The sequence below is a fragment of the Chitinophaga skermanii genome (genome assembly GCF_003259335.1).
Classification (GTDB): Bacteria; Bacteroidota; Bacteroidia; order Chitinophagales; family Chitinophagaceae; genus Chitinophaga; species Chitinophaga skermanii.
Genome location: NZ_QLLL01000001.1, coordinates 131001 through 152249, shown reverse-complemented (window position 1 = coordinate 152249; position 21249 = coordinate 131001). Strand labels below are relative to the sequence as shown.

Below are 21249 nucleotides of genomic sequence, written 5' to 3'. Positions count from 1 at the left end.
AGGAGATGCAAAAGCCTACCCGTCACCATGGCGGGTTGGGCTAATGCAGCAATAGTAAGTCAACAATGAATAACGCCATACAACGGGTTACTGAATCCAGCGAGCTAATCGATGGAAGCTATATTAGCCCCATCAACTTTTACTTGAACACATACGGCGATATCCCAACAATTCACGATATCACGAATATAAAACGTACCAAAGCCGTGGAGAAATTCATGGAACAATTTGGTAGCCGTGTGAAACAACCATATGTATATCATTTTTATAATGAAGACAAACGTAAATACGAAATATATTATGCTTGCTTCGTGATGGAGAATGATTGCATGGTGAATTTTGAATTCGATGATTGTCATATTCTGCATAATGGGAAACAACAAGCATTCGTAGATGAAGTAACGTCACTTGTAAGAAAATGCAAAGACCGCGGACCATCTCGCAAAGCAGAGATAAGCATTCTTACCGTACACGAAGGTGAGTACACGTTAACGGAATTAGAAATTCCTAAAACGAACATCAACTTAGCTTTATATTACGAAAATGCCTTGGTGGATCTTGATAAAGAATTGATGAAGCGCCTGAATACGAAGAAAGATAAAGGTATTGTGTTACTACATGGTCAACCTGGTACAGGTAAAACCACGTATCTACGCTACATTATCAGTCGTGTTAAGAAAAAAGTGATTTTCCTGTCGGCCAACAACGCCGGTAACATTATGAGCCCGGATTTTATCAAATTGATGTTGAATTACCCGGATTCTATACTGGTGATTGAAGACGCGGAAAACATTATCGGCAGTAGAAAGCACAATAATATTTCACCTGTTGGCGATTTGCTCAACCTCAGCGACGGTTTATTGGCCGACGTTTTGCGCACGCAAATTATATGCACATTCAATAGCGACCTTACCTCCATAGACGAGGCGCTTATGCGCAAAGGACGCTTAATTGCGAAATATGAGTTCAAAGCATTGCCGGTAGATAAAGGACAGCAATTAGCTGATCATTTGAAACTACCGTTTAAGGTGGAGAAACCGATGACAGTAACAGAAATAATTAATTATAAGTCGACCAGCTTCCAACCGGAGAAACAGCAGATTGGGTTCCAGGTGGCAGCGGCTCAACTAAAAACCTAACTAACAATGAAACGTTCACCCTTAACAGGGAAAACTTTATTATCCATTGGATACCCCTCAACTGCGGTGATGAAATTAGCCATGGCTATTATGTCGGACTATAAACCCGAACTTTCAGAAGCCGACGTGTTAACCCTTTTATCCAATATTAAGGATAACCCTACAATGTTCATCGAAGACCCCGAATTGTCGGCCATTGCAAGGTACTTTATGCCGAAGGAGGATGAAACCATTTCTTTAAAAGAAGAGATGATACCTTACGAAACATACGGTGCCAACAATATCCAAGCCGGCGCATTCTCACAGATGAATAACGCCATGCGCCTACCGGTTACATTCGGTGGAGCTTTAATGCCAGATGCACACCAAGGCTATGGCCTACCAATTGGTGGTGTGTTGGCCACTGAAAACGCAGTAATACCTTACGGCGTTGGTGTAGATATCGGGTGTAGAATGTGCTTGAGTATCGTGGACGTTCCATTGGAGAGTTTCGACCATTCAAAACAAAAATTAGCGACTGCCATCGAGAACAATACGCAATTTGGCGCTGGCGGTCAATGGAAGAAACCCAATGATGCCGCGGTGCTCGATGATCCGGCGTTTAAAACATTGCCACTATTACGAGCCTTACACGAAAAAGCGGTGAAACAACTTGGTACGTCCGGTGGAGGTAACCACTTCGTAGAATGGGGTATTGTAACAATTACTGATGTTGACAATGAGTTCAACTTGCCTGTTGGTGATTACGTGGCTTTGTTATCGCATTCCGGTTCACGCGCACTTGGTGGACAAATCGCGCAACACTATTCTAAAATAGCCGAATCTGTATGCCCGCTGCCGGGTGATGCTAAAAAATTGGCGTATTTATCTATGGATAGTGAAGCAGGACAAGAGTATTGGTTGGCTATGACATTAGCAGGAGAGTATGCATCTGCTTGTCACCACGACATTCACCATCGTGTATTAACGTCAATAGGAGCGAAGTTATTAGCACGCGTGGAAAACCACCACAACTTTGCCTGGGAAGAAACCTACGATGGTAAAAACTATATTGTTCATCGGAAAGGCGCTACACCAGCGGGAAAAGGTGTATTAGGCGTTATTCCGGGTTCGATGGCCACCCCGGGTTATATAGTACGAGGAAAAGGTGAACGTTTATCATTTAATTCTGCATCTCATGGTGCGGGTAGAATGATGAGTAGAACTCAATCCGAAAAAGCGAATAACTGGCAAGATGTAAATGCTTTCTTGAAAGCCAATCATGTAACCTTGCTAAGCGCTGGATTAGATGAAGCACCATCAGCATATAAAGACATTGATTTGGTGATGAAAGAACAAATTGATTTAGTGGATGTGATCGGAAAATTCCAACCACGCATTGTTAAAATGGCGGATGATGGTACGAAGGAAGATTAACTTCTCAATAAATAATATTACAAAAAGGCCGTCTCTACGCTGTAGAGACGGCCTTTTCAATAAGATTGATACTTCAATCATTTTATACACGAATATAGATCTTCTTTTTATCCATCACATATCCTAATAACCAGAACAACAATACGTGCGCAATTGCAAACAACAACGAACCTGGATAATCGCCAGCCCAAGATTGGAAGCCATATTTATAAATCCAAGAATACGCATTCATACCAGCTTCTGGACGAATAAGGCCGTATGTTTTTACTAACACACCCGACATTACATAGATAAAGAGCGGGTTTTTACCAAAAACTTCAAAGAATCCGAAGCCTTTCTTCACCCCTACAATTTCAATAACATACACTAACAAAGCCAACACCAACGTAGCCAAGCCAACGGTAACGAGTACATAAGAGCTTGTCCATATTTTTTTATTGATAGGGAATTCGATATTCCACAAGTAAGCTAAAGCGACCAAAACCACACCTGCTATTAATAGTTTACCAACAGTTTTATTGTTTTTACCTTTCTGTTGAATGTAAGCACCAACGAGGTAGCCTGCAATTACGTTCACAACGGCTGGCAAAGTACTTAACAGTCCTTCTGGGTCAAATGCTTGACCTTCACCATGGTACATGTGCGATTCACCTAGAATGGCTTTATCAATAAACAACCCTGCATTACCTTCTAAGCTATAAGGGTCACCTTGACCTGCGAAATTGAGAATTAACCAATACCCGGCTAATAGCAAAATACCGGCAATAGTAGCGCCTTTGGGTTTCAGGAAGTGAATTAACAACCCAGCAATGCCATAACACAAAGCAATACGTTGTAAAACACCCATAATACGCAACGATTCGAACGATTTAAATACAAAGTTGCCCCCATCATCATACTTCACGAATGGAAACCAATTCAGCAATAAACCAATGATAAAGATGAGGAAAGTACGTTTCAAGATTTTCTTGACAGCGGCAGCATGCCCAATGGCTTCGTATTTACGCAAAGCGAAGCTCATAGCATTACCTACAGCGAATAAAAAGAATGGGAAAACGAGATCTGTTGGCGTGTAACCATGCCATTCGGCGTGGCGGAACGGCGGGTATACGAATGACCAGCTGCCCGGGTTATTTACTAAGATCATTAAGGCAACGGTAAGCCCACGGAAAACGTCGAGCGAGAGGAAGCGTTGCGATTGACTTGGTTGTTCATTTACTAGCATAACGTGTGGTTGCTTTGCCAGTAAAATAGACAATAAAAATTGCAAGTAAAATAGGGTATAAAAAAAATGTGCGTTGCTGAAGTTCAACAACGCACATCGTTTTATGCTAATTCACTGAGTTCCAGCCAGCGTAATCCTTTTTCATCGAGCTGTTCCATCACCTCTCCAATTCGTTTGGAAGCGGATTCGATTTGCTCGTATGGTAGGTTGCCACTGCTTAATAAAGTATCGAGCTCCTTCTTTTCTTGTTCAAGCTTTTCGATATCTTTCTCCAGCGTTTCCAACTCGAATTTCTCCTTGAAGCTGAGCTTGCGAGTTTTAGGAGCTTCTGTTGCAACCGGTTTAGCTTCTGCAACCTGTTTTACCTCTTTCTTTTCTTCCGACTTGTTCTTTTCTTGTTCACGCAGCCACTCACGGTACTGGGTATAGTTACCTGGATAATCGCGTACTTGGGCGTTGCCTTCAAACACGAATAAGTGATCTACGATTTTGTCCATGAAATAACGATCGTGGCTCACAATTAAGATACAGCCTTGGTAATTCAATAAGAAATCTTCCAAGATGCTGAGCGTTGGTAAATCCAAATCGTTCGTGGGCTCATCGAGAATCAGGAAGTTCGGGTTGCGGAAGAGAATCGATAACAAGTGAAGTCTTCTTTTCTCGCCACCGCTTAACTTAGAAATATAGGTGTATTGTTTTTCGGGTGTAAAGAGAAATAATTCTAGGAATTGAGCGGCACTTACTTTTGTTCCATCTGCCAATGGGAAGTTTTCCGCGATGTTCTTCACATATTCAATCACGCGTACATCTTCCTTTACTTTCAACCCTTCCTGCGAGTAGTTACCGAAGATAATCGTTTCACCCACGTTGATTTTACCACTATCGGGTTCAATTTGGCCTTGAATTAAATGTAGGAATGTAGATTTACCCACCCCATTTTTACCTACGATACCAATTCTTTCGCCTCTTTTAAAGGTATAATCAAAGCCTTTCAAAATCTCGAGATTTCCGAAAGATTTGTATACTTTCTTCATTTCAATGATTTTGCCACCTAAGCGTGACATTTTCACGTTCAGTTCCAATTGTTGCTCTTGGATGCGCGACTGGGCTTTTTTCTCTACTTCGTAGAAGTTATCTTGGCGGGATTTGGATTTCGTTGTACGTGCTTTTGGCTGTTTACGCATCCATTCCAGCTCTTTGCGGTATGTGTTACGGGCCTTTTCGATGCTAGCCACATCCATTTCTTCACGAGTAGCCTTGCGTTCGAGGTAATTTTCGTAATCGCCTTTATATATAAAGAGAGTTTCGCGGTCGATTTCCATGATTTCGTTACAAACACTATCGAGGAAGTAACGGTCGTGCGTTACTAGTAAAAGAGTTACACGTTCTTGGTCGAGGTAATTCTCCAGCCATTCGATCATACTAACATCGAGGTGGTTCGTAGGTTCGTCCATAATCAAAAGGGTATGTTTATGTTCGAACCCGATATCGATCAGCACCTTTGCCAATGCCACACGTTTCTGTTGCCCACCGGAGAGGGTTCCTATTTCTTGGTCGAGGTGATGGATATTGAGCTTACCTAGGATTTGTTTCACCTTACTATCGAAGTGCCAAGCGTTCAGCTCATCCATTTGGCTGATGGCTTCCATGAGTTTCACTGGATCGGGCTCACCGGCAGCTTCGTCGGTTAGTAATTCGTAGTTCTTGATGGCATTTAGAATGGGATTATCCTGGCTAAAAATGTTCTCTAATACGGATTTATGGGCGATGAAGTTGTGATTTTGTTCGAGCATTACCACGGTTACATCTTTGTGAATCCAGACTTTACCTTCGTCGGGTACTTCTTTACCGCATAAAATTTTCAGCAAAGTGGATTTTCCCGAACCGTTTAAAGCGACGAGGGCGATTTTGTCGCCTTCTTCAATATGAAAAGAGATATTTTTAAAAAGGGGCGTTGCGCCGTAGGCCTTTGTGATGCCTTCTACCGTTACATAATGCATAGCACGAAGTTAGTAATGATTTATTGAAGTATTAAAATTTGCTTAATCCCCTAAATTTTAACATAGCCTAGTGATTTGGTGAAGAATTTTTCGTATATTCATTATAGAATCGTTATTCACGCATGTATTATTATTTCCATGAAAACGTGTTGTCATCCTGGTTAGCGCGAAAGACACAACAACAGGTTACAGGTAGAATGCCAAGACTGTGAAGTATAGCCGAGAAGTCCTTTTGAGAATCGATTCAACTATTTGATTAAGCAAAATTCTTATTTATAAATTTTTTGATTTAGGTGCAATGTATTCCCGTGCAATTGATCATGCCGCGAAGGTCAGGGTTGTACATATCTTGGACAGCAGGAGGGCATCTAGGTCGAATTCCCCAGCGGCCTTTTAATCCATTTTGGCTCCTTTTGTTTGTATCCCCGTTAATTCAAATAAAAAGTCCTTTCTACATGTAGAAAGGACTTTAGTTTTTTTATAAGAGAGTAGCGATTAAAGGAAGGTTTCTTTGCCTTCGTTCTTTAATTCTTCAGTTACTTTTTTAATGTCTTGCTCTTTGTGTTTAGGGTAAATGAGGAGTACATCTTCATTATCCACCACGATATAATCTTTCAGACCATTCACCACTACCAGTTTATCCTTTGGCACATTGATAATGCTATTTTCGGTATCATCGAGTTTCGAGAGCTTGGTATTGATAACATTGTTATTCCCTTCTTTATGGGCATTATCGTACAAAGAAGCCCAAGTTCCTAGGTCGCTCCAACCAAATTCTGCCGGGATGGTGAAAACGTTATTCGCTTTTTCCATAATGGCAAAGTCGATAGAGATATTAGGTGAATTGGGGTAATGTTCATTGATGAATTTTTGTTCTTCACCAGTATTATAGAACGGTAAGCCAGCTTGGAAGAGCTTGAAGATATCCCCGGCATATGTTTCAAACGCATTTAGTGCGGCTTGTGTTTGCCACACGAAAATCCCAGCATTCCAAACGTAGTCGCCGCTTTCTAGGAATTCAATTGCTTTAGCCAATGGTGGCTTTTCCATAAAGCGTGTTACTTTAAATACTCCATCTTCAGTAGGCGTACGATCGTAGTTGATGTAGCCGTAGCCGGTGTCGGGTCGAGTGGGTTGTATACCCAAAGTAACGAGCACTTCATTTTTAGACGCGAAATTGACTGCTTGTTGGATTTTTTCTACGAACACATCTTCTTTCAGGATGAAGTGATCGCTTGGTGCTATAACCATGGTTGCATTGGGGTTGAGGCCCGCCAGTTTAAATGTGGCATATGCAATACAAGGAGCAGTGTTGTTCCTTGAAGGTTCGCATAAAATATTTTCAGCAGGTAAAGAGGGTAACTGTTCAGCTACGAGATCTTTATACTGGTTGTTGGTAACAATGAAAATATTCTTGTGAGAACAAAGTTTTTCAAAACGTGCGTAGGTGAGTTGCAACAAGGATTGCCCTACACCCAAAATATCGATGAATTGTTTGGGGTAATTGTTTCTACTCTTAGGCCAGAAACGGCTACCAACGCCGCCTGCCATAATAAAAACATATGTATCATTTGTGCTTTTCATTATGCCCAATTAGATTTATCTACATCATTATAAACGCTTCTTATACCATCTTCTAAGTGGATTTTGTAAGTCCACCCGAACGAGGCCAACTTGGATACGTCCATTAATTTACGTGGCGTACCGTCGGGTTTCGAAGTATCAAAAACGATACCGCCCTCATAGCCAACGACTTTCTGTACTAATAGTGCAAGGTCTTTAATGCTAATATCTTCACCGGTTCCAATGTTCACGAGGCCTTCCTCGTTGTAGTTGTGCATGAGATGTACGCATGCATCGGCCATATCATCTGCATGTAAGAATTCGCGTTTCGGGGCACCTGTTCCCCATATTGTAACGGAAGGTTCGTTGTTAATTTTTGCTGTATGGAATTTGCGGATCATCGCTGGCAACACGTGCGATTTCTGCAAATCGTAGTTATCGTTCGGGCCATATAGGTTGGTAGGCATAACAGAAATGAAGTTACAGCCATATTGGGATCTATAAGCATCGCAAGTTTTGATACCTGCAATTTTCGCAATAGCGTAAGGTTCATTTGTTGGTTCCAACAACCCGGTCAGCAAAAATTCCTCTTTCAATGGCTGTGGCGCCATTTTAGGATAAATACAAGATGATCCTAAGAATAATAGTTTTTCCACACCATTCAAATATGCATGGTGAATCACATTATTCTGGATCATCATGTTATCATATATAAACTCTGCCCTAAAAGTATTGTTTGCTAAAATACCACCTACTTTTGCGGCAGCTAGAAACACATAGTTTGGTTTTTCCGTGTCAAAAAATGCTGCTACAGCAGCTTGGTCACGTAAATCCAATTCGCTTGAAGTCCTGGTAACAAAGTTGGTAAACCCTTCTGCCTGTAACTTCCGCATGATAGCTGACCCTACCATTCCACGATGTCCTGCTATATATACTTTTCCTTGTTTGTCCATTATTCAAATTGATTTAACACCTTGTAACCGGCGTCTTTCAAGATTTTTTCTCTTTCGAATAGCTCTACATCAGCTGAAACCATTTCTTTCACTAATGCAGGCAAATCGTATTTAGGTTTCCAGCCTAGTTTGGTATTTGCTTTTGTTGGATCGCCGATCAAGAGTTCTACTTCTGTAGGTCGGAAATACCTTGGATCGATGGCGACTACTTCTTGTCCGACTTCTAAAGCTGGATATTTGCCTGTTGTGCTTTTAATCACAGCTACTTCGTTTACACCTTCTCCTTTAAACTCCAATTCCGCACCTACTTCAGCAAATGCCATACGAATAAAATCGCGCACTGTAGTAGTAATACCGGTTGCAATTACATAGTCTTCAGGTGTGTCTTGTTGTAAGATTAACCACATTGCTTCTACGTAATCCTTCGCATGGCCCCAATCGCGTTGTGCGTCTAGGTTCCCCATAAATAACTTGCCGCCACTCATGCCGAGTGCCATTTTGGCTACACCCCGCGTAATTTTACGAGTTACGAAGGTTTCACCGCGGAGTGGGCTTTCGTGGTTGAAGAGAATACCGTTGCATGCGTACATATTATAGGCCTCACGGTAGTTTACCGTAATCCAATAAGCGTACATCTTAGCTACTGCGTATGGAGAACGCGGATAGAAGGGCGTACGTTCAGATTGAGGTACCTCTTGTACCAATCCGTATAATTCTGAGGTACTTGCTTGGTAAACCCTTGTTTTTTCAGTTAAACCCAATAATCTTACCGCTTCTAAAATCCTCAAAGTCCCAATGCCATCAGCATTTGCCGTGTATTCTGGTGTTTCGAAGCTCACTTTTACGTGGCTCATTGCACCTAAGTTATATATTTCGTCAGGTTGTACTTCTTGTATAATACGAATGAGATTCGTGCTATCAGTCAAATCGCCGTAATGCAACGTGAGCTTTACATTTTTCTCATGCGGATCTTGGTAAAGATGGTCGATCCTGTCAGTATTAAATAAAGAACTTCTTCTTTTAATACCGTGCACATCATATCCTTTCTTTAATAAGAATTCTGTTAAATATGCGCCATCTTGGCCGGTGATACCAGTAATTAAGGCTTTTTTCATTAAAGTCGATGCTTTTTTAATGCATTGGAATATTCTGCAAATTACTCATTCGCTGGGAATATTGATTCGCTGTTCCGTTAAAGGAAGCATAAAGATAATTGTATATAAATAGAAAACCCGGGAGATTTCTCACCCGGGCTTAGCCTTTTATGCCGAATTTCTTACTTTATAGATCATAATTGAATCGTCGAAAAGTACTTCTCAATCCAATTGAAAAGAAGGTTTCGTTGTTTTTCCATTGGTTATTGGACTCTCTTCTTGTGGCGGCCGACATTTCCAAGCGAAGGTTATTCTTAGGGTTCAGGAGGAAGCCAACTGTCCCTTGTACATAGAATAAGTTGGTTTTTAATCCTTGCCCAATTTTGTTATGGTAATCATCTGCACGGGTTTCATAACTCTTATTTATGTCTTTACCGAAGTTCACGCCAGCTGTATCTAATCCATATTGTGAATAAGTAACTTGTCCACGTAAATACCACCGTTTATATTGATAATCGGCCAAATTTACCCATTCAACAAAATTAGCACCATATGGGTGAGCTAAAGGTTGATTATAGTGTCCATAGTTATTTAATGTTGTTCTCTGGCTATAAGTATATGGCCTTGCAGCGTTTACTTCCGTTAAAATATTCAAATTTTTAACTTTGAAGATGTCGTTCGAGCGGAAACCCAATTGGCCGCCAAACTTATTGGCCCACCAACCATTTCCAGAAGTAAATTCTTTCAACTTAAACTCATCTAATACAAACTGGCCATATAATGTACTGTTTTTTGAAATGGCATATTTAGCATTCAAACCCATGATAGCATTATCGGGGCTTCCTACAGAATATTCAACCGGTCGTGTAAAAATAATTGGGTTGATATACGACATATCGAATCCACGTTTACCTGTAGAGTCTGAATCTTGCCAGATAATGGATGAGAAAACGCCTACAGATATTTTTTTGGATACATTCCAGTCGAGATAATTAAAAATGCCCCATTTTTTTCTAAAGCCATTATCGTAAGAGGCTTTAGGATAACGCATATCTATAAATTGCGCCCACATTGTAGTGTATTGAATTTTACCAACGGTAGCTACGATTTTGAGGAATGGATAGCTAAAAGAGTTATCACTTAGCAACATCGACCTGTAACCATCGCCAATAAAATTGCGATCGTAACCTAATTGGAAATTCAGGAATTTGTTTGCGTCGTATGAGAGTAAAGCTGTTGCATAATTAAAATCGAATGCATCGCCGTTGTAATCTTTGTATTGACCTTGGCCAGGAATTACCTTGTTAGCTCTTGTATAAGCATTTAAATATTCTGGGAACTTTCCTTGATTTTCATAAAATGAGCTTCTGAATGAAAAATTCTTACCTAAAGTACCACCTACTTCAAAGCCCCGTGTATTTAACCATGTGGTGATATCTTTATTACTTCTACCAACCTGAAAGTCGGGTAGGAAATCACCATAGAAAGTATAATCTTCATGGTTATATTCGAGTAAATGCTCTTTGAATATTTTGCGATGCATCCAGCTGCGTTTGCGCGCAGAATCATCTTGGGGCAAAGTTACTTGGGGTCTTTTTATAAAATCTCTTAATGAAGAGTGAAAGCTACTGCTGTCGCCGCTATTTTTATAATCATTCAATCGATATTGTTCTCCAGGGTTTTGGGCAAACGAAAGATGCCATCCTAAAACACTCAACGTAAAAAGCAGAATGTATTTTTTTTTCATGCAATTATTAATTATTCATATACAAATATAGACTAACTTGGATAAATCCTTTACGATAACAATATTCATGCAAAAGTCCTGTTTTCAAAAAAAAGTTGTAAAATATAACTACGGGGGCTCGTTTTTTGTTATACCTACCAAAGGAAATTACTTTGATATAATTTAATATTATGTATACAAGAAGATTGATTCAAGCAGCGCGTTTGAGTATGATTTTGGCCTTCACTTCTACAGTTGCATTCTCTCAGAGTGTAATTAGTGTATCACAAAAGGGCATAGTACCCAATGATAATAAAGATGATGCCGACAAAATCAACCAACTGATCGCTTCAGCCCCGGCAAATTCAACATTACTTTTCAGCGATGGTACTTATAATATAGGATCTCCAATAATTCTAAAAAGCAATATTACAATAAAAGGAACAAACCCTAACACGGTTATATTTCGCCAAACAGGTAGTATAGCTAATTGGCAAAAAAATAGTGCACAAGGTATTATCACTACAAGCCAGAATATAGTAAATGATAATGTACATGTCACTAACATTACTGTTAAAGGCATATACACTACCCCAATTAGTGAGGCCGGTAGTGGTGGTAAAGGTGGTATTTGTATGAGAAACTGTACAAATTCCTCTGTGAAAAATGTAAGTACATCCGATACTTGGCATGGTGTTGCTTTTTACGATAATAAAGGCAATGCCAAAACCGGCAATCTTATCGAGAATGCTATTGTTACTCGTGCGTTAAGTAATTCTCAACCTGGCAATTCTGGACGCCCAAGAGGAATATTAATGAATTCGCCGTACGGGGTTGTAAAAGGGTGTACTTCCTCCAATAGTGGAACTGGGTATTTCTTAGGAGGCACAGGAATTGAAATTTCAGATTGTAAAGCATTGAATTGGACTGTTGACAATGGCTATTATATCATGGTAGAAAATTGTGTAGTTCGAGATTGTCAAGCAATCACAGGTAGTAGTTCAAACCAAGGTAAAGGTTCTGGTTTTACCATTGCTTATCAAAAAGGTGGCTTGGTAGAGAATTGTAAAGCACAGAATTGCGGAAACTACGGTTTTAGAATACATGTACCTCAGTCTAACCTTACTTTACGGAATAATATTGCTACAAATTGTGGGATTGGGTTCGGTATCGAAAACGCTAGTCATCCATATCCAGAAATGTGTGATAATCTTCAATTCATAGGAAATCAAGCAATCGGTAATAACTTACAGGGTTTCTTCTTTCGACAAATGATGAATTCCAAAGTAGAAAATAATACGGCTAAAAACAATAATCAAAAGGGCATAAATGCCCGTAACCGCGGAGCAATCACTTTACAAAATTATACTTACGGTAATATAATTGAAGATAATGTTTGTGAGGATACACAAACAAAAAAGACACAGCTGTTTGGTTTATATGATTATAACAAAGGGAATTACCAAAAAGCAGCCGTACAACAAAACAATACACTCATGCGTTCAGCGACCAAGGCTACTAATAACGCTGCAAATGCAATTAATGTCGTACCTAATACAATTAAACATAACTCAAAATTTGGTCAGGACTACTATTAATACTGAACATTATTTTTAAATGGGTCGTAAAATACGACCCATTTTATTTACAGGAACTTATATAATTTCTGCTTTGGGTAATTGTATATAACCTCCATTGTATATAGACTTCAAGTTAAGCAGTAGAAAGTACTTGAAAGCTAGTCATACGCTTAAGAATATTGATTGTACAATACAAGTGAACCTTGCTTTTTTCTAATTACTTAACAATAAACTTCCTGGCGAAATACTCCATTATTTACAAAGGGCATAAAAAAAGCTGAACGAAATATTCAGCTTTTAACCAATGTTTTGTTAAATTCTATTTTACATCAGCAAGAAATTTCGCAATACCTTCTGCAGCATTTCCTTGGCCATATAAATTTTTATCTAGAGAAATTGACTTCCCTTTCATAGTATTATATCCAGCAATAATTTTATCAGCATCAGCACCTGTTAGGATATTGTAACCATTATCCACCAACTCTACCCATTCTGTTTGTTCGCGTGTTGTAATACATGGTTTTTGGAAGAAGTAAGCTTCTTTTTGTAAGCCACCAGAATCAGTGATTACTAAATGAGCATTTTGGATTAATTGTAACATATCAAAATATCCAACAGGCTCAATGATGATAATATTTGATGTATCAATTTGATGGTTTTGTATAAACTTACTCGTTCTTGGGTGTAATGGCAATACAATTGTTGAATCTTTTGCCAATATTCTCAAGGCTTTGAAAATACTTTGTAAGTTTTCGATACTATCTGTGTTTTCTGCGCGATGAATAGTCGTTAAAATAAATTCACCTGCAGCAATGTTTAACCTCGAAAGTATCTTTGAAGTTTCTTTACTTTTATCTGTATAATATAAAGCGGCATCAAACATAACGTCGCCACTGAAAATAATTTTGGAAGGTATATTATCGTAACCCTCATTTTTAAGATTTGAAATCGCTTGTTGGGTTGGACAGAATAAATAACTAGATAATCTATCAGCTAAAATCCTATTTACTTCTTCTGGCATACGCATATTGAAACTTCTTAAACCCGCTTCCACATGTGCAATAGGTATATGAATTTTAGACGCCGCAATAGCACCGGCCAATGTTGAATTTGTATCACCATAAATTAAAATAGTGTCGGGCTTTTCTCTCAACATAATCTCTTCTAAACCCTCAATCATTTTTCCGGTCATTGCACCATGACTGCTATTATTGATTTGTAAATTGAAATTAGGTTTCGGAATATCCATTTCACGGAAGAACACTTCGCTCATGTTTTCATCGTAGTGCTGCCCAGTATGCACAATAATTTCTGATAGTGTACTTTGTTCTTTTATTTTGCGGCTAACAGCAGCAGCTTTTACAAATTGTGGTCTAGCACCTATAACAGTTAAAATTTTCATTATTGCAGTTTAAGTTTTTTCTTCATTACAGTGAACATCAATTTAAAGAAAAATACAGGTAGTACTTTCTGTCGTTTAATTCGGCTAGGTTGGCTAGCTAAGCGGTAAAACCATTCGAGGTTATTATTAATATAGAAAGCTGGGGCTCTTTCGACTTTTCCAGCAAGGATATCGAGAGCTCCACCGCAACCAACGAAAAATGCAGATGGTGCAAATGCTTTTAAATAAGCAGCTAAATTTTCTTGCTTAGGAGAACCTAGTGCCATAATGACGATATCTGGTTGGAATTGAGCAACTAGGTCTGCTATTTCCTTATCTTCTTTGAAGAAACCGTTTCTACGTGCAACAATATTTATGTTGGGAAATAATTTTCTAATGTTTTCTGAAGCTGTTGCATTTACTTCTTCTTGTGCCCCCAGTACAAATAAGCGAAGTTTATTGGCATCGGCAATTTTGAGGATTAATCTTGGGAGATCAAGTTTAATAGATTTTTTCTTGTGCAACAATTTCATACCTAATACAGCGCCAGCTCCATCGGGTGAAGGAAGTACAGAATTTGCAATAATGTCACGAAATTTTTCATTCCTTTCATAAAGCATTACCTTTTCTGCATTGATGGCAACGCTATAGCCACCATTCTTTGCCATAATGATATCTTGTACTTGTAAGAAAGCAGCTTCTTCACTTTCGAAGCAATAACATGGGCAACCCATGATTTCGACTTTATCTGTATGATGCATTGTTAATAGATTCCTTTAGTAAATATTGCACAGAGTAGGGCAATTATGGTCAATTATACCTACTTGCTAATTGGTTTAAAGTGAGATATAATTCGTGCGTTACCTTTTTACTTTCAAATTCCTGGGCTTTCTGAGATGCATTCCAAGCTATCGTTGCCTGTTCTGATTTTTCCAAATGTATATATTTTAGCATTTTCTCAGCCAAACTTTGTGGATTATTTGGATCAAAAAGGTAGCCATTCTTTCCATCTTCAATATAATCCTTTAATCCTCCTATATCCGATCCTATAACTGGAACACCACATGCCATTGCTTCTAGACCAACCAAGCCAAGGCTTTCCGTCAAACGTCTTGTTGGAAATACAAAGCACTCCATCTGATTAAAACAAGCAGCTAATTGAGCTTGTGGTACTGTTTGAATGGTAGTAATATGCTTACCTAGCTTGTAATTTGCTATAAGGTTGTCCTTTTCTGAGCTTTGTGCTCCATCCCCTACCATTAGCACCGTCCAGTTTAATTGAGGATGGGATTGCTTAATTATATTTAGTGCCTCAATAAAGGTATCCCAGCCTTTACCTTTATCAATCCTAGAAGCATATCCAAATGAATATGTTTGTCCAGATTCAAAAGGTTTAAAAACTTCCGTATTAATCCCACCAGAGGGATATACGTACATCTTTTCAGCAGGCAAGTTGAATATATTCTGTACTACACTTTTATAGTATTTGGATGGCACTACAAAGCAGCTTGATTTTTTTGCTACCGGCTTGATTAGATTTTTGAGTAGCCATTTATGTAAGCGTCCTTGTGGTTGCACATCATCACCATGGGCATTTAGCACAATTGGCTTCTTCACAAAAGGCAAAAAGAAATAAAGCAAAAAAGCTGAATGCAATACATAATGAACATAAATTATATCATAGTCTTTACTGAACAACCCCTTTAGCGTTTCTAAATAAAAGCTTAGGTACTTACGTAATTTTACAAGCTTACTGCCACTTCTTCCAATAATCAATGCTCGTCTCGTAATTAATCCACCTTCACGTGATATTCCATCTTCAAAATTTTTCACAAAAACACCAAATGATGGGGCTTCTTTTGAAGGGTACATATTAGATATCAAAAAAATTCTCATGCGCGCTAATTAATTAAACAAAGCAACAATGGATTTAAACTCCTTCTCCTGCTGAACTTGTAGAGTATTCACCGTAAAGTTTTTGGATAATTCATCTTTTATCTGCTGGTAATAACCTTTATCAGTTACAAGTTTAGTAATAATGTCGGCTACCGTCTTATCATATTCACTATTTAATGGAATTAAGAAGCCATCTACACCATTCGTAATAAACCCGTCCATGCTTTTATCATCTAATGAAATAACTGGCGTACGATAATAAATTGCTTCCAGCATTGGATTTCCCAGATTGCTTACCTCGTTTGTCATGAACGACACAGCAGTGTTACGAACAAGGTAATTCGATTGTTTGTGTGTAAGATTTTCAAGAAATACAACATTTGCATCCAAACCTGATAATTTTACGAAAGCTCTTAACTCTTCCAAGTCTTCTGCATGATATGTTGATATAACAATCACTTGCTTCAATATATTAGGCGCTAGCGACAGCAAAGGACGAATTACCCTATCTGCTCTTTTCAATTTACTATTACTAGCATTATTAAAAATGATAAATTTATCTTTATAGGCACTTAGATCTACTTCTTGTATATCCTTGTAATCATCAACTGCAACACCGTGAGGTTCAAAATAAATATTTTTGCAACCACGTGCTTTTGCATAAAAAATACCATTAGTACCATCATTAACCATAAAACATAAATCACTTGTATTAAGACCATAATAACTTAGTGGATAGTATCTTTTACAATCCGAGATATTCTCATTAGTTGCTTTTAACGGCACTACACCTTGATATTTATTAATATACTTTTTACCATAAAGACGTGCCAAAAATTTGGCAGTAAATGCATAAGCATTTTCATACCCTACGATGATATCCGCTTTTTTCAGGCTTTTACGATGAAACAATAACAAATAACTAGTCAACCAAACATTATCTACTAAAGCCAATATGAAGAAAGTCCATTTATTGAGAAGAGTAGTTATATTATGCTTTCCATATGGGGGAAAAGTATCTTCCGATTTGATGGTTGTAAAATAATTCTTCCTTGTAACTGGAATGTTCTCAGTTGCTACCTTTACTTTTTCTCCTTTTACTTTTCTTACTACATTCTTTAATGTTCTTATAAAAGCACGGATTACATTGTAAATTTTATCTCGTAATGCCGAAAAACGATGCAATGAAAAGTTATCCATCATAACAGCATTTTCACCCCGTTGATCATTTCCGCTTGTAAATACCTCTACCGCAATTCCTCTTGATAAAAACATTTTTACAAAGCGCATCATACTTTGATTCCCTTGTTTTCTAAAAGGTAATGCCGTTATCAGTAATATATTCTTCATGCTTTGCAAGGTATTTGTAATAGGTTTAGTGTTGTAATTGTAATCTTCATTAGGCAATCAATATAAGCTCTTTCTTCATATTTAATGGTGTAACAAAATAGCCTAAATAAAACCCTACCATTGCAGAATACATTATATGCCCACTTATGAAACTTAGGAAAAACAATAGTGTAAATCCTAATAATGCTGGACTTATCAATGAATGCCTGTTTTTAGATAAAAATGCACTTGTCATCTTCAATAAAACAACCACCCAAAATCCATATACTAGCAATAGCCCAATTATGCCATTCGAAATTAACAAATCCAAGTAATCTAACTCGGCTGTTCCTATTCCTAGCATTTCAGCTTTGATCCTATCCTTGGGATACTCCCAACCGGTACCGAACATCTTTTCATACCATGCATATTTCTCCACAAATAAATCAACCGAGTTTTTCACACGATTATCACGACCACTTAATAAGAAGCTTGACAATTCATCAGCTTTCGCAATGTTATATTGTATACGACTAATATTTGCTTCAATTCGTTCTTGGAATAAGGAATAAAGAACAACAGATATAAATAACGGTAGTATGATGAATATTTTTAAGAACTTTTTATCGTACTTTGTATACGAGAATACAGACTTGCTTTCTTGATATTTAATGAAGAACGGGGTTCCGATAGAAATTACTACGTAGCCAGCTAAAGCGGTCTTTGTCACAATTAGCCCTGCAGCCAATAGCCCAATTATTAAGCCTCCAGAAACTAAAAAAATACTTTTGAAATTCTTATAGAGATAATAACAAAAAAATGCGTACAACAGTACAAACAAAGCACTTAACTCGTTTCCTGCAATAAAATAACCTTTATAACCATAAGACATACCATCTTCATTTTCCGCTCCTCCTACTTGGCCATAATTACTATTACCAAATCCCAATAAAGAGAATATTAAAGCCACGAGAATAATAAAGAAGAAGGTATTAGCATGCCGTTTGATATTGTCTTGAATAAATGGATATTTCTTGGCTACAGAAATAAAAAAATAATATGAAACAGGAAATGTCAATAATTTAGATACAAATGCTATATCATCATATAAAAAGATGATTCGCTTACTATAAAATAATAAGTTCGATAAAATTGGTAGAAATACAACTAAAGTAAATCCTAACAAAACCAAGAATTTATGGCGATCAACTACCATTACATAAGCAAGCATACCTAATAAGTATATCGATTTCAACATTTGACTGATAGAAATCGTAATACCCAATTTTGTTATCAAAAAACCATTTAATTGATCGATCATTATTGGCATTAACAGGAATACCGTTATAATCGTTTGATACTTTATATGATATGTCGAACTTTTATTCTCCATTTCGTATCCTTAAAATTTACTGGTTACAGGTACCCCGCTAACTCTAGTTATTAGTCGATATATTGTTTTCCCAAATGGTAATTTGGTAATTAGTCCTTCGAACAAAGTAACAGTAATAAGTTTTTGCCTAATTAAGACAAGGTATACCACCGACAATGCACAACATATAATCAGTCCTATAACCCAAATGTTACTAGTCGTGAGTGCAATAAATTTAGAAACTCCGCATATTAATGCTGTCCAAAATAGTATTAGAGCTAATTTTTTGATATTGAAAATTTGCAATACATTCACTTTCAAATAATATGCAGTTTTACTTATCAGTAAATATGCTAACAAATAAATACAAATAACAGAAGCGATTGCGGCACCTATAATACCCCAAATTTTACCAAGAATAAATACACCTGCGATGTTAGCAGAGAAGTAAATCATGTATGCATACATAATTGTTTTCGTTTTCCCTAAACCCGAAAGCACATCTTCATAAGATGTAACACGCATAAACAAAATAAAAGTGTAAATAAAGAAAATAGGAATACTTGCTAAATATTTATCTGATAAATAAAGGATCATGAAATCCTTAGCATAAAAAAGGAAGATCACGATAATGGGATATGTTATAGCTGCAACTTCCGAAATGCTATTCGCTTTCACTCTTACTACATCTTCCAATTTACCTTCATTTAGCAAGGCTGCAAAATGGGGTGTCATAATGCTCGTTACAGAGGTTGCAATAATACTTAAGAATGGAATTTCAAAGGCACCATTCCTATAAATTGCAAAATCAGCAGGAGAGAAAAAATAACTCACATAAAAGCCCGATAAATAAAGATACGATGCGGCTAAAACAGTTGTTATACCTAGTGGAATACCAACATTCAACACATACCTCATAATTATACGATCAAATTTTCCTGCAAATATTGTCTTGGGTTTGTTAACAGCTAAATATAATAAACATTGAGCCATAGGAGCTATCATCCCAACTACTATAAATATCATGTGGAACTCCTTCAACCACTGAATAGCAATCAACAATAAGCTCAATTTAATTATGTTACTGATAATTATAATTGAAACACTATTTTTTACTCTACCCAACCGTATTAGGTTAAACTCGAGTATTATATTTAGACTATTGAAAATAAAAAACGGAGAATACAAATACAAACAAGTTACGATCTGCTCATTATTAAACAAGTGAGCAAACAAAGTGGCCGAAGCTGCCGTAGTGAGAGATGCCATTAGCCCCATCACTGCTGTCATAGCGACGATCGTTGTTAATGCATTATTTCTATCAAATTCCTTTTGCTCCAATGTTAAATAAAACACCCGCGAAATTCCAAAGGAAAACAAGGCGACAAAGAAAGTAGATATTGTTTGTACTTGGGCAAATGTACCATATTCAGGCTTCGATAATGAGCGCGCTAAATAAGGCGTTAATAAAAAAATCAATAATAAATTGAACATCTGACCCAAGAAAACAATCAGAATCTTCCCTACCTTGTCGCCTGCCATTCTATATCTTATTACTTGAGTAAATTCTTTCAATAATATCCACTACTTTCAAACCTTCTAATGCGTTTGTAGTAATGGTTGCTCTACCTTTCAATACATCAATTACGTTATCTATTACGTAATGGTGATTTTGAGCAGAACCTTTATAAGCACCATAATCGTTACCAGGGTTAGTTGGAGCCAATTCTGGCATTGTATAATCTTGTATGTTACAAATCTCTACTTCATTCATATACTGACCACCAACTTTTACAGAGCCTTTTTCACCTATGATGGTCATGCTGCTCTCTAAGTTTTGGTTCCAGATGGAGGTTGAATAGTTAATACAACCCATACCGCCATTAACAAAATCGAAAGTTACAAAACCAGAATCTTCGAATTCTGTCATGCCTTGGTGATTAAAACTGTTGAAGCGAGTCTGGATATTATCTATATCTCCGAATAACCAGTACATAATATCGATAAAGTGTGAGAATTGTGTAAACAAAGTACCACCATCTAAGTCCTTCTTACCATGCCAGCTTTCTGGTTTATAGTAACGAGCATCCCTGTTCCAGTAGCAATTCAACTGAACCATGTACACTTTTCCAAGTAATTCTTGTTCAATAATCTCCTTAATCCATTGTGATGGTGGAGAGTAGCGGTTTTGCATTACAGCGAACACATGTTTATGTACGTGCAATGCTTTGTAAATTACTTTTTCAGCATCTAATTTCTTCAATGCCATTGGCTTCTCTACTACAATGTGCTTTTTTGCTTCTAAACAAGCTAATGCTTGTTCAGCATGGAAACCATTAGGTGTAGCGATATTTACAACATCTACATCAATACCAGATTTTAAGAATTCTTGTAATGATGAAAATAATGGAACATCTTTAAATGCATCGAGGTTTAACAGGGATCGATCTCTTACATCAATCAAAGCAACTAGCTCTGCTTCAGCATTTCTTTGGATCATTTCCGCATGGCGTTTACCGATATGACCGCAACCGATAACGGCAAATTTTATTTTGTGTTCTTGCGCTACCATAAT

General features: G+C 37.6%; 16 protein-coding genes. 3 read left to right on the top strand and 13 right to left on the bottom strand.

Features of this window, described 5'->3' with window-relative positions; genetic code table 11:
- Positions 1-65: 65 nt before the first annotated feature.
- Both LX64_RS00665 and LX64_RS00660 read left to right on the top strand, forming a co-directional pair.
- Entirely contained in the window at positions 66-1139 is a 1074-nt protein-coding gene (locus LX64_RS00665) for an AAA family ATPase (RefSeq protein WP_111595679.1), read from the top strand.
- 6 nt (positions 1140-1145) lie between these two features.
- Positions 1146-2555 carry an RtcB family protein gene (locus LX64_RS00660; protein ID WP_111595678.1) on the top strand — a complete coding sequence of 470 codons (1410 nt, stop codon included), beginning with the start codon at positions 1146-1148 and terminating at the stop codon, positions 2553-2555.
- 82 nt (positions 2556-2637) lie between these two features.
- Here the strand turns inward: LX64_RS00660 and LX64_RS00655 are convergent, their stop codons facing one another.
- From LX64_RS00655 to LX64_RS00630, 6 genes are all read right to left on the bottom strand, one after another.
- Positions 2638-3780: an acyltransferase family protein gene (locus LX64_RS00655; RefSeq protein ID WP_111595677.1), complete on the bottom strand. Its 1143-nt coding sequence runs from the start codon at positions 3778-3780 to the stop codon at positions 2638-2640.
- Between the two features lie 101 nt (positions 3781-3881).
- Entirely contained in the window at positions 3882-5780 is a 1899-nt protein-coding gene (locus LX64_RS00650; RefSeq protein ID WP_111595676.1) for an ABC-F family ATP-binding cassette domain-containing protein, read from the bottom strand.
- A 495-nt stretch (positions 5781-6275) separates the two neighbouring features.
- A complete protein-coding gene (locus tag LX64_RS00645) occupies positions 6276-7364 on the bottom strand; it encodes a mannose-1-phosphate guanylyltransferase (protein ID WP_211324705.1) in 1089 nt (362 codons plus the stop codon).
- On the bottom strand, positions 7364-8296 hold the full coding sequence (gene fcl / locus LX64_RS00640) for a GDP-L-fucose synthase (protein WP_111595675.1): 933 nt from the start codon (positions 8294-8296) through the stop codon (positions 7364-7366). Before fcl ends, LX64_RS00645 begins: the two co-directional genes overlap by 1 nt.
- Positions 8296-9411, bottom strand: a complete 1116-nt coding sequence (gene gmd / locus LX64_RS00635; protein ID WP_111595674.1) for a GDP-mannose 4,6-dehydratase — start codon at positions 9409-9411, stop codon at positions 8296-8298. The genes fcl and gmd overlap by 1 nt, the downstream gene beginning before the upstream one ends.
- Positions 9412-9577: 166 nt before the next feature.
- Complete coding sequence (locus tag LX64_RS00630) at positions 9578-11137, bottom strand: hypothetical protein (protein ID WP_111595673.1); 1560 nt, start codon at positions 11135-11137, stop codon at positions 9578-9580.
- A 170-nt stretch (positions 11138-11307) separates the two neighbouring features.
- Between LX64_RS00630 and LX64_RS00625 the strand changes: the two genes are divergently transcribed.
- Positions 11308-12714 (top strand): glycosyl hydrolase family 28-related protein, encoded by a 1407-nt coding sequence (locus LX64_RS00625; protein ID WP_111595672.1) that lies wholly within the window; start codon positions 11308-11310, stop codon positions 12712-12714.
- 301 nt (positions 12715-13015) lie between these two features.
- On the opposite strand, the gene wecB is transcribed toward LX64_RS00625, so the two are convergent.
- From wecB to LX64_RS00590, 7 genes are all read right to left on the bottom strand, one after another.
- Positions 13016-14098 carry a non-hydrolyzing UDP-N-acetylglucosamine 2-epimerase gene (gene wecB / locus LX64_RS00620; RefSeq protein WP_211324704.1) on the bottom strand — a complete coding sequence of 361 codons (1083 nt, stop codon included), beginning with the start codon at positions 14096-14098 and terminating at the stop codon, positions 13016-13018.
- Positions 14098-14838, bottom strand: coding sequence for a WecB/TagA/CpsF family glycosyltransferase (locus tag LX64_RS00615; protein WP_111595670.1), 741 nt, complete (start codon positions 14836-14838; stop codon positions 14098-14100). Before LX64_RS00615 ends, wecB begins: the two co-directional genes overlap by 1 nt.
- A gap of 49 nt (positions 14839-14887) precedes the next feature.
- Positions 14888-15973 carry a glycosyltransferase family 4 protein gene (locus LX64_RS00610; protein ID WP_111595669.1) on the bottom strand — a complete coding sequence of 362 codons (1086 nt, stop codon included), beginning with the start codon at positions 15971-15973 and terminating at the stop codon, positions 14888-14890.
- 9 nt (positions 15974-15982) lie between these two features.
- Entirely contained in the window at positions 15983-17323 is a 1341-nt protein-coding gene (locus LX64_RS00605; protein ID WP_148707147.1) for a glycosyltransferase, read from the bottom strand.
- A 49-nt stretch (positions 17324-17372) separates the two neighbouring features.
- Positions 17373-18623 (bottom strand): O-antigen ligase family protein, encoded by a 1251-nt coding sequence (locus LX64_RS00600; protein ID WP_245952506.1) that lies wholly within the window; start codon positions 18621-18623, stop codon positions 17373-17375.
- 81 nt (positions 18624-18704) lie between these two features.
- Complete coding sequence (locus LX64_RS00595; RefSeq protein ID WP_111595666.1) at positions 18705-20216, bottom strand: lipopolysaccharide biosynthesis protein; 1512 nt, start codon at positions 20214-20216, stop codon at positions 18705-18707.
- Between the two features lies 1 nt (position 20217).
- Positions 20218-21246 (bottom strand): Gfo/Idh/MocA family protein, encoded by a 1029-nt coding sequence (locus tag LX64_RS00590; protein ID WP_111595665.1) that lies wholly within the window; start codon positions 21244-21246, stop codon positions 20218-20220.
- Positions 21247-21249: the final 3 nt, after the last annotated feature.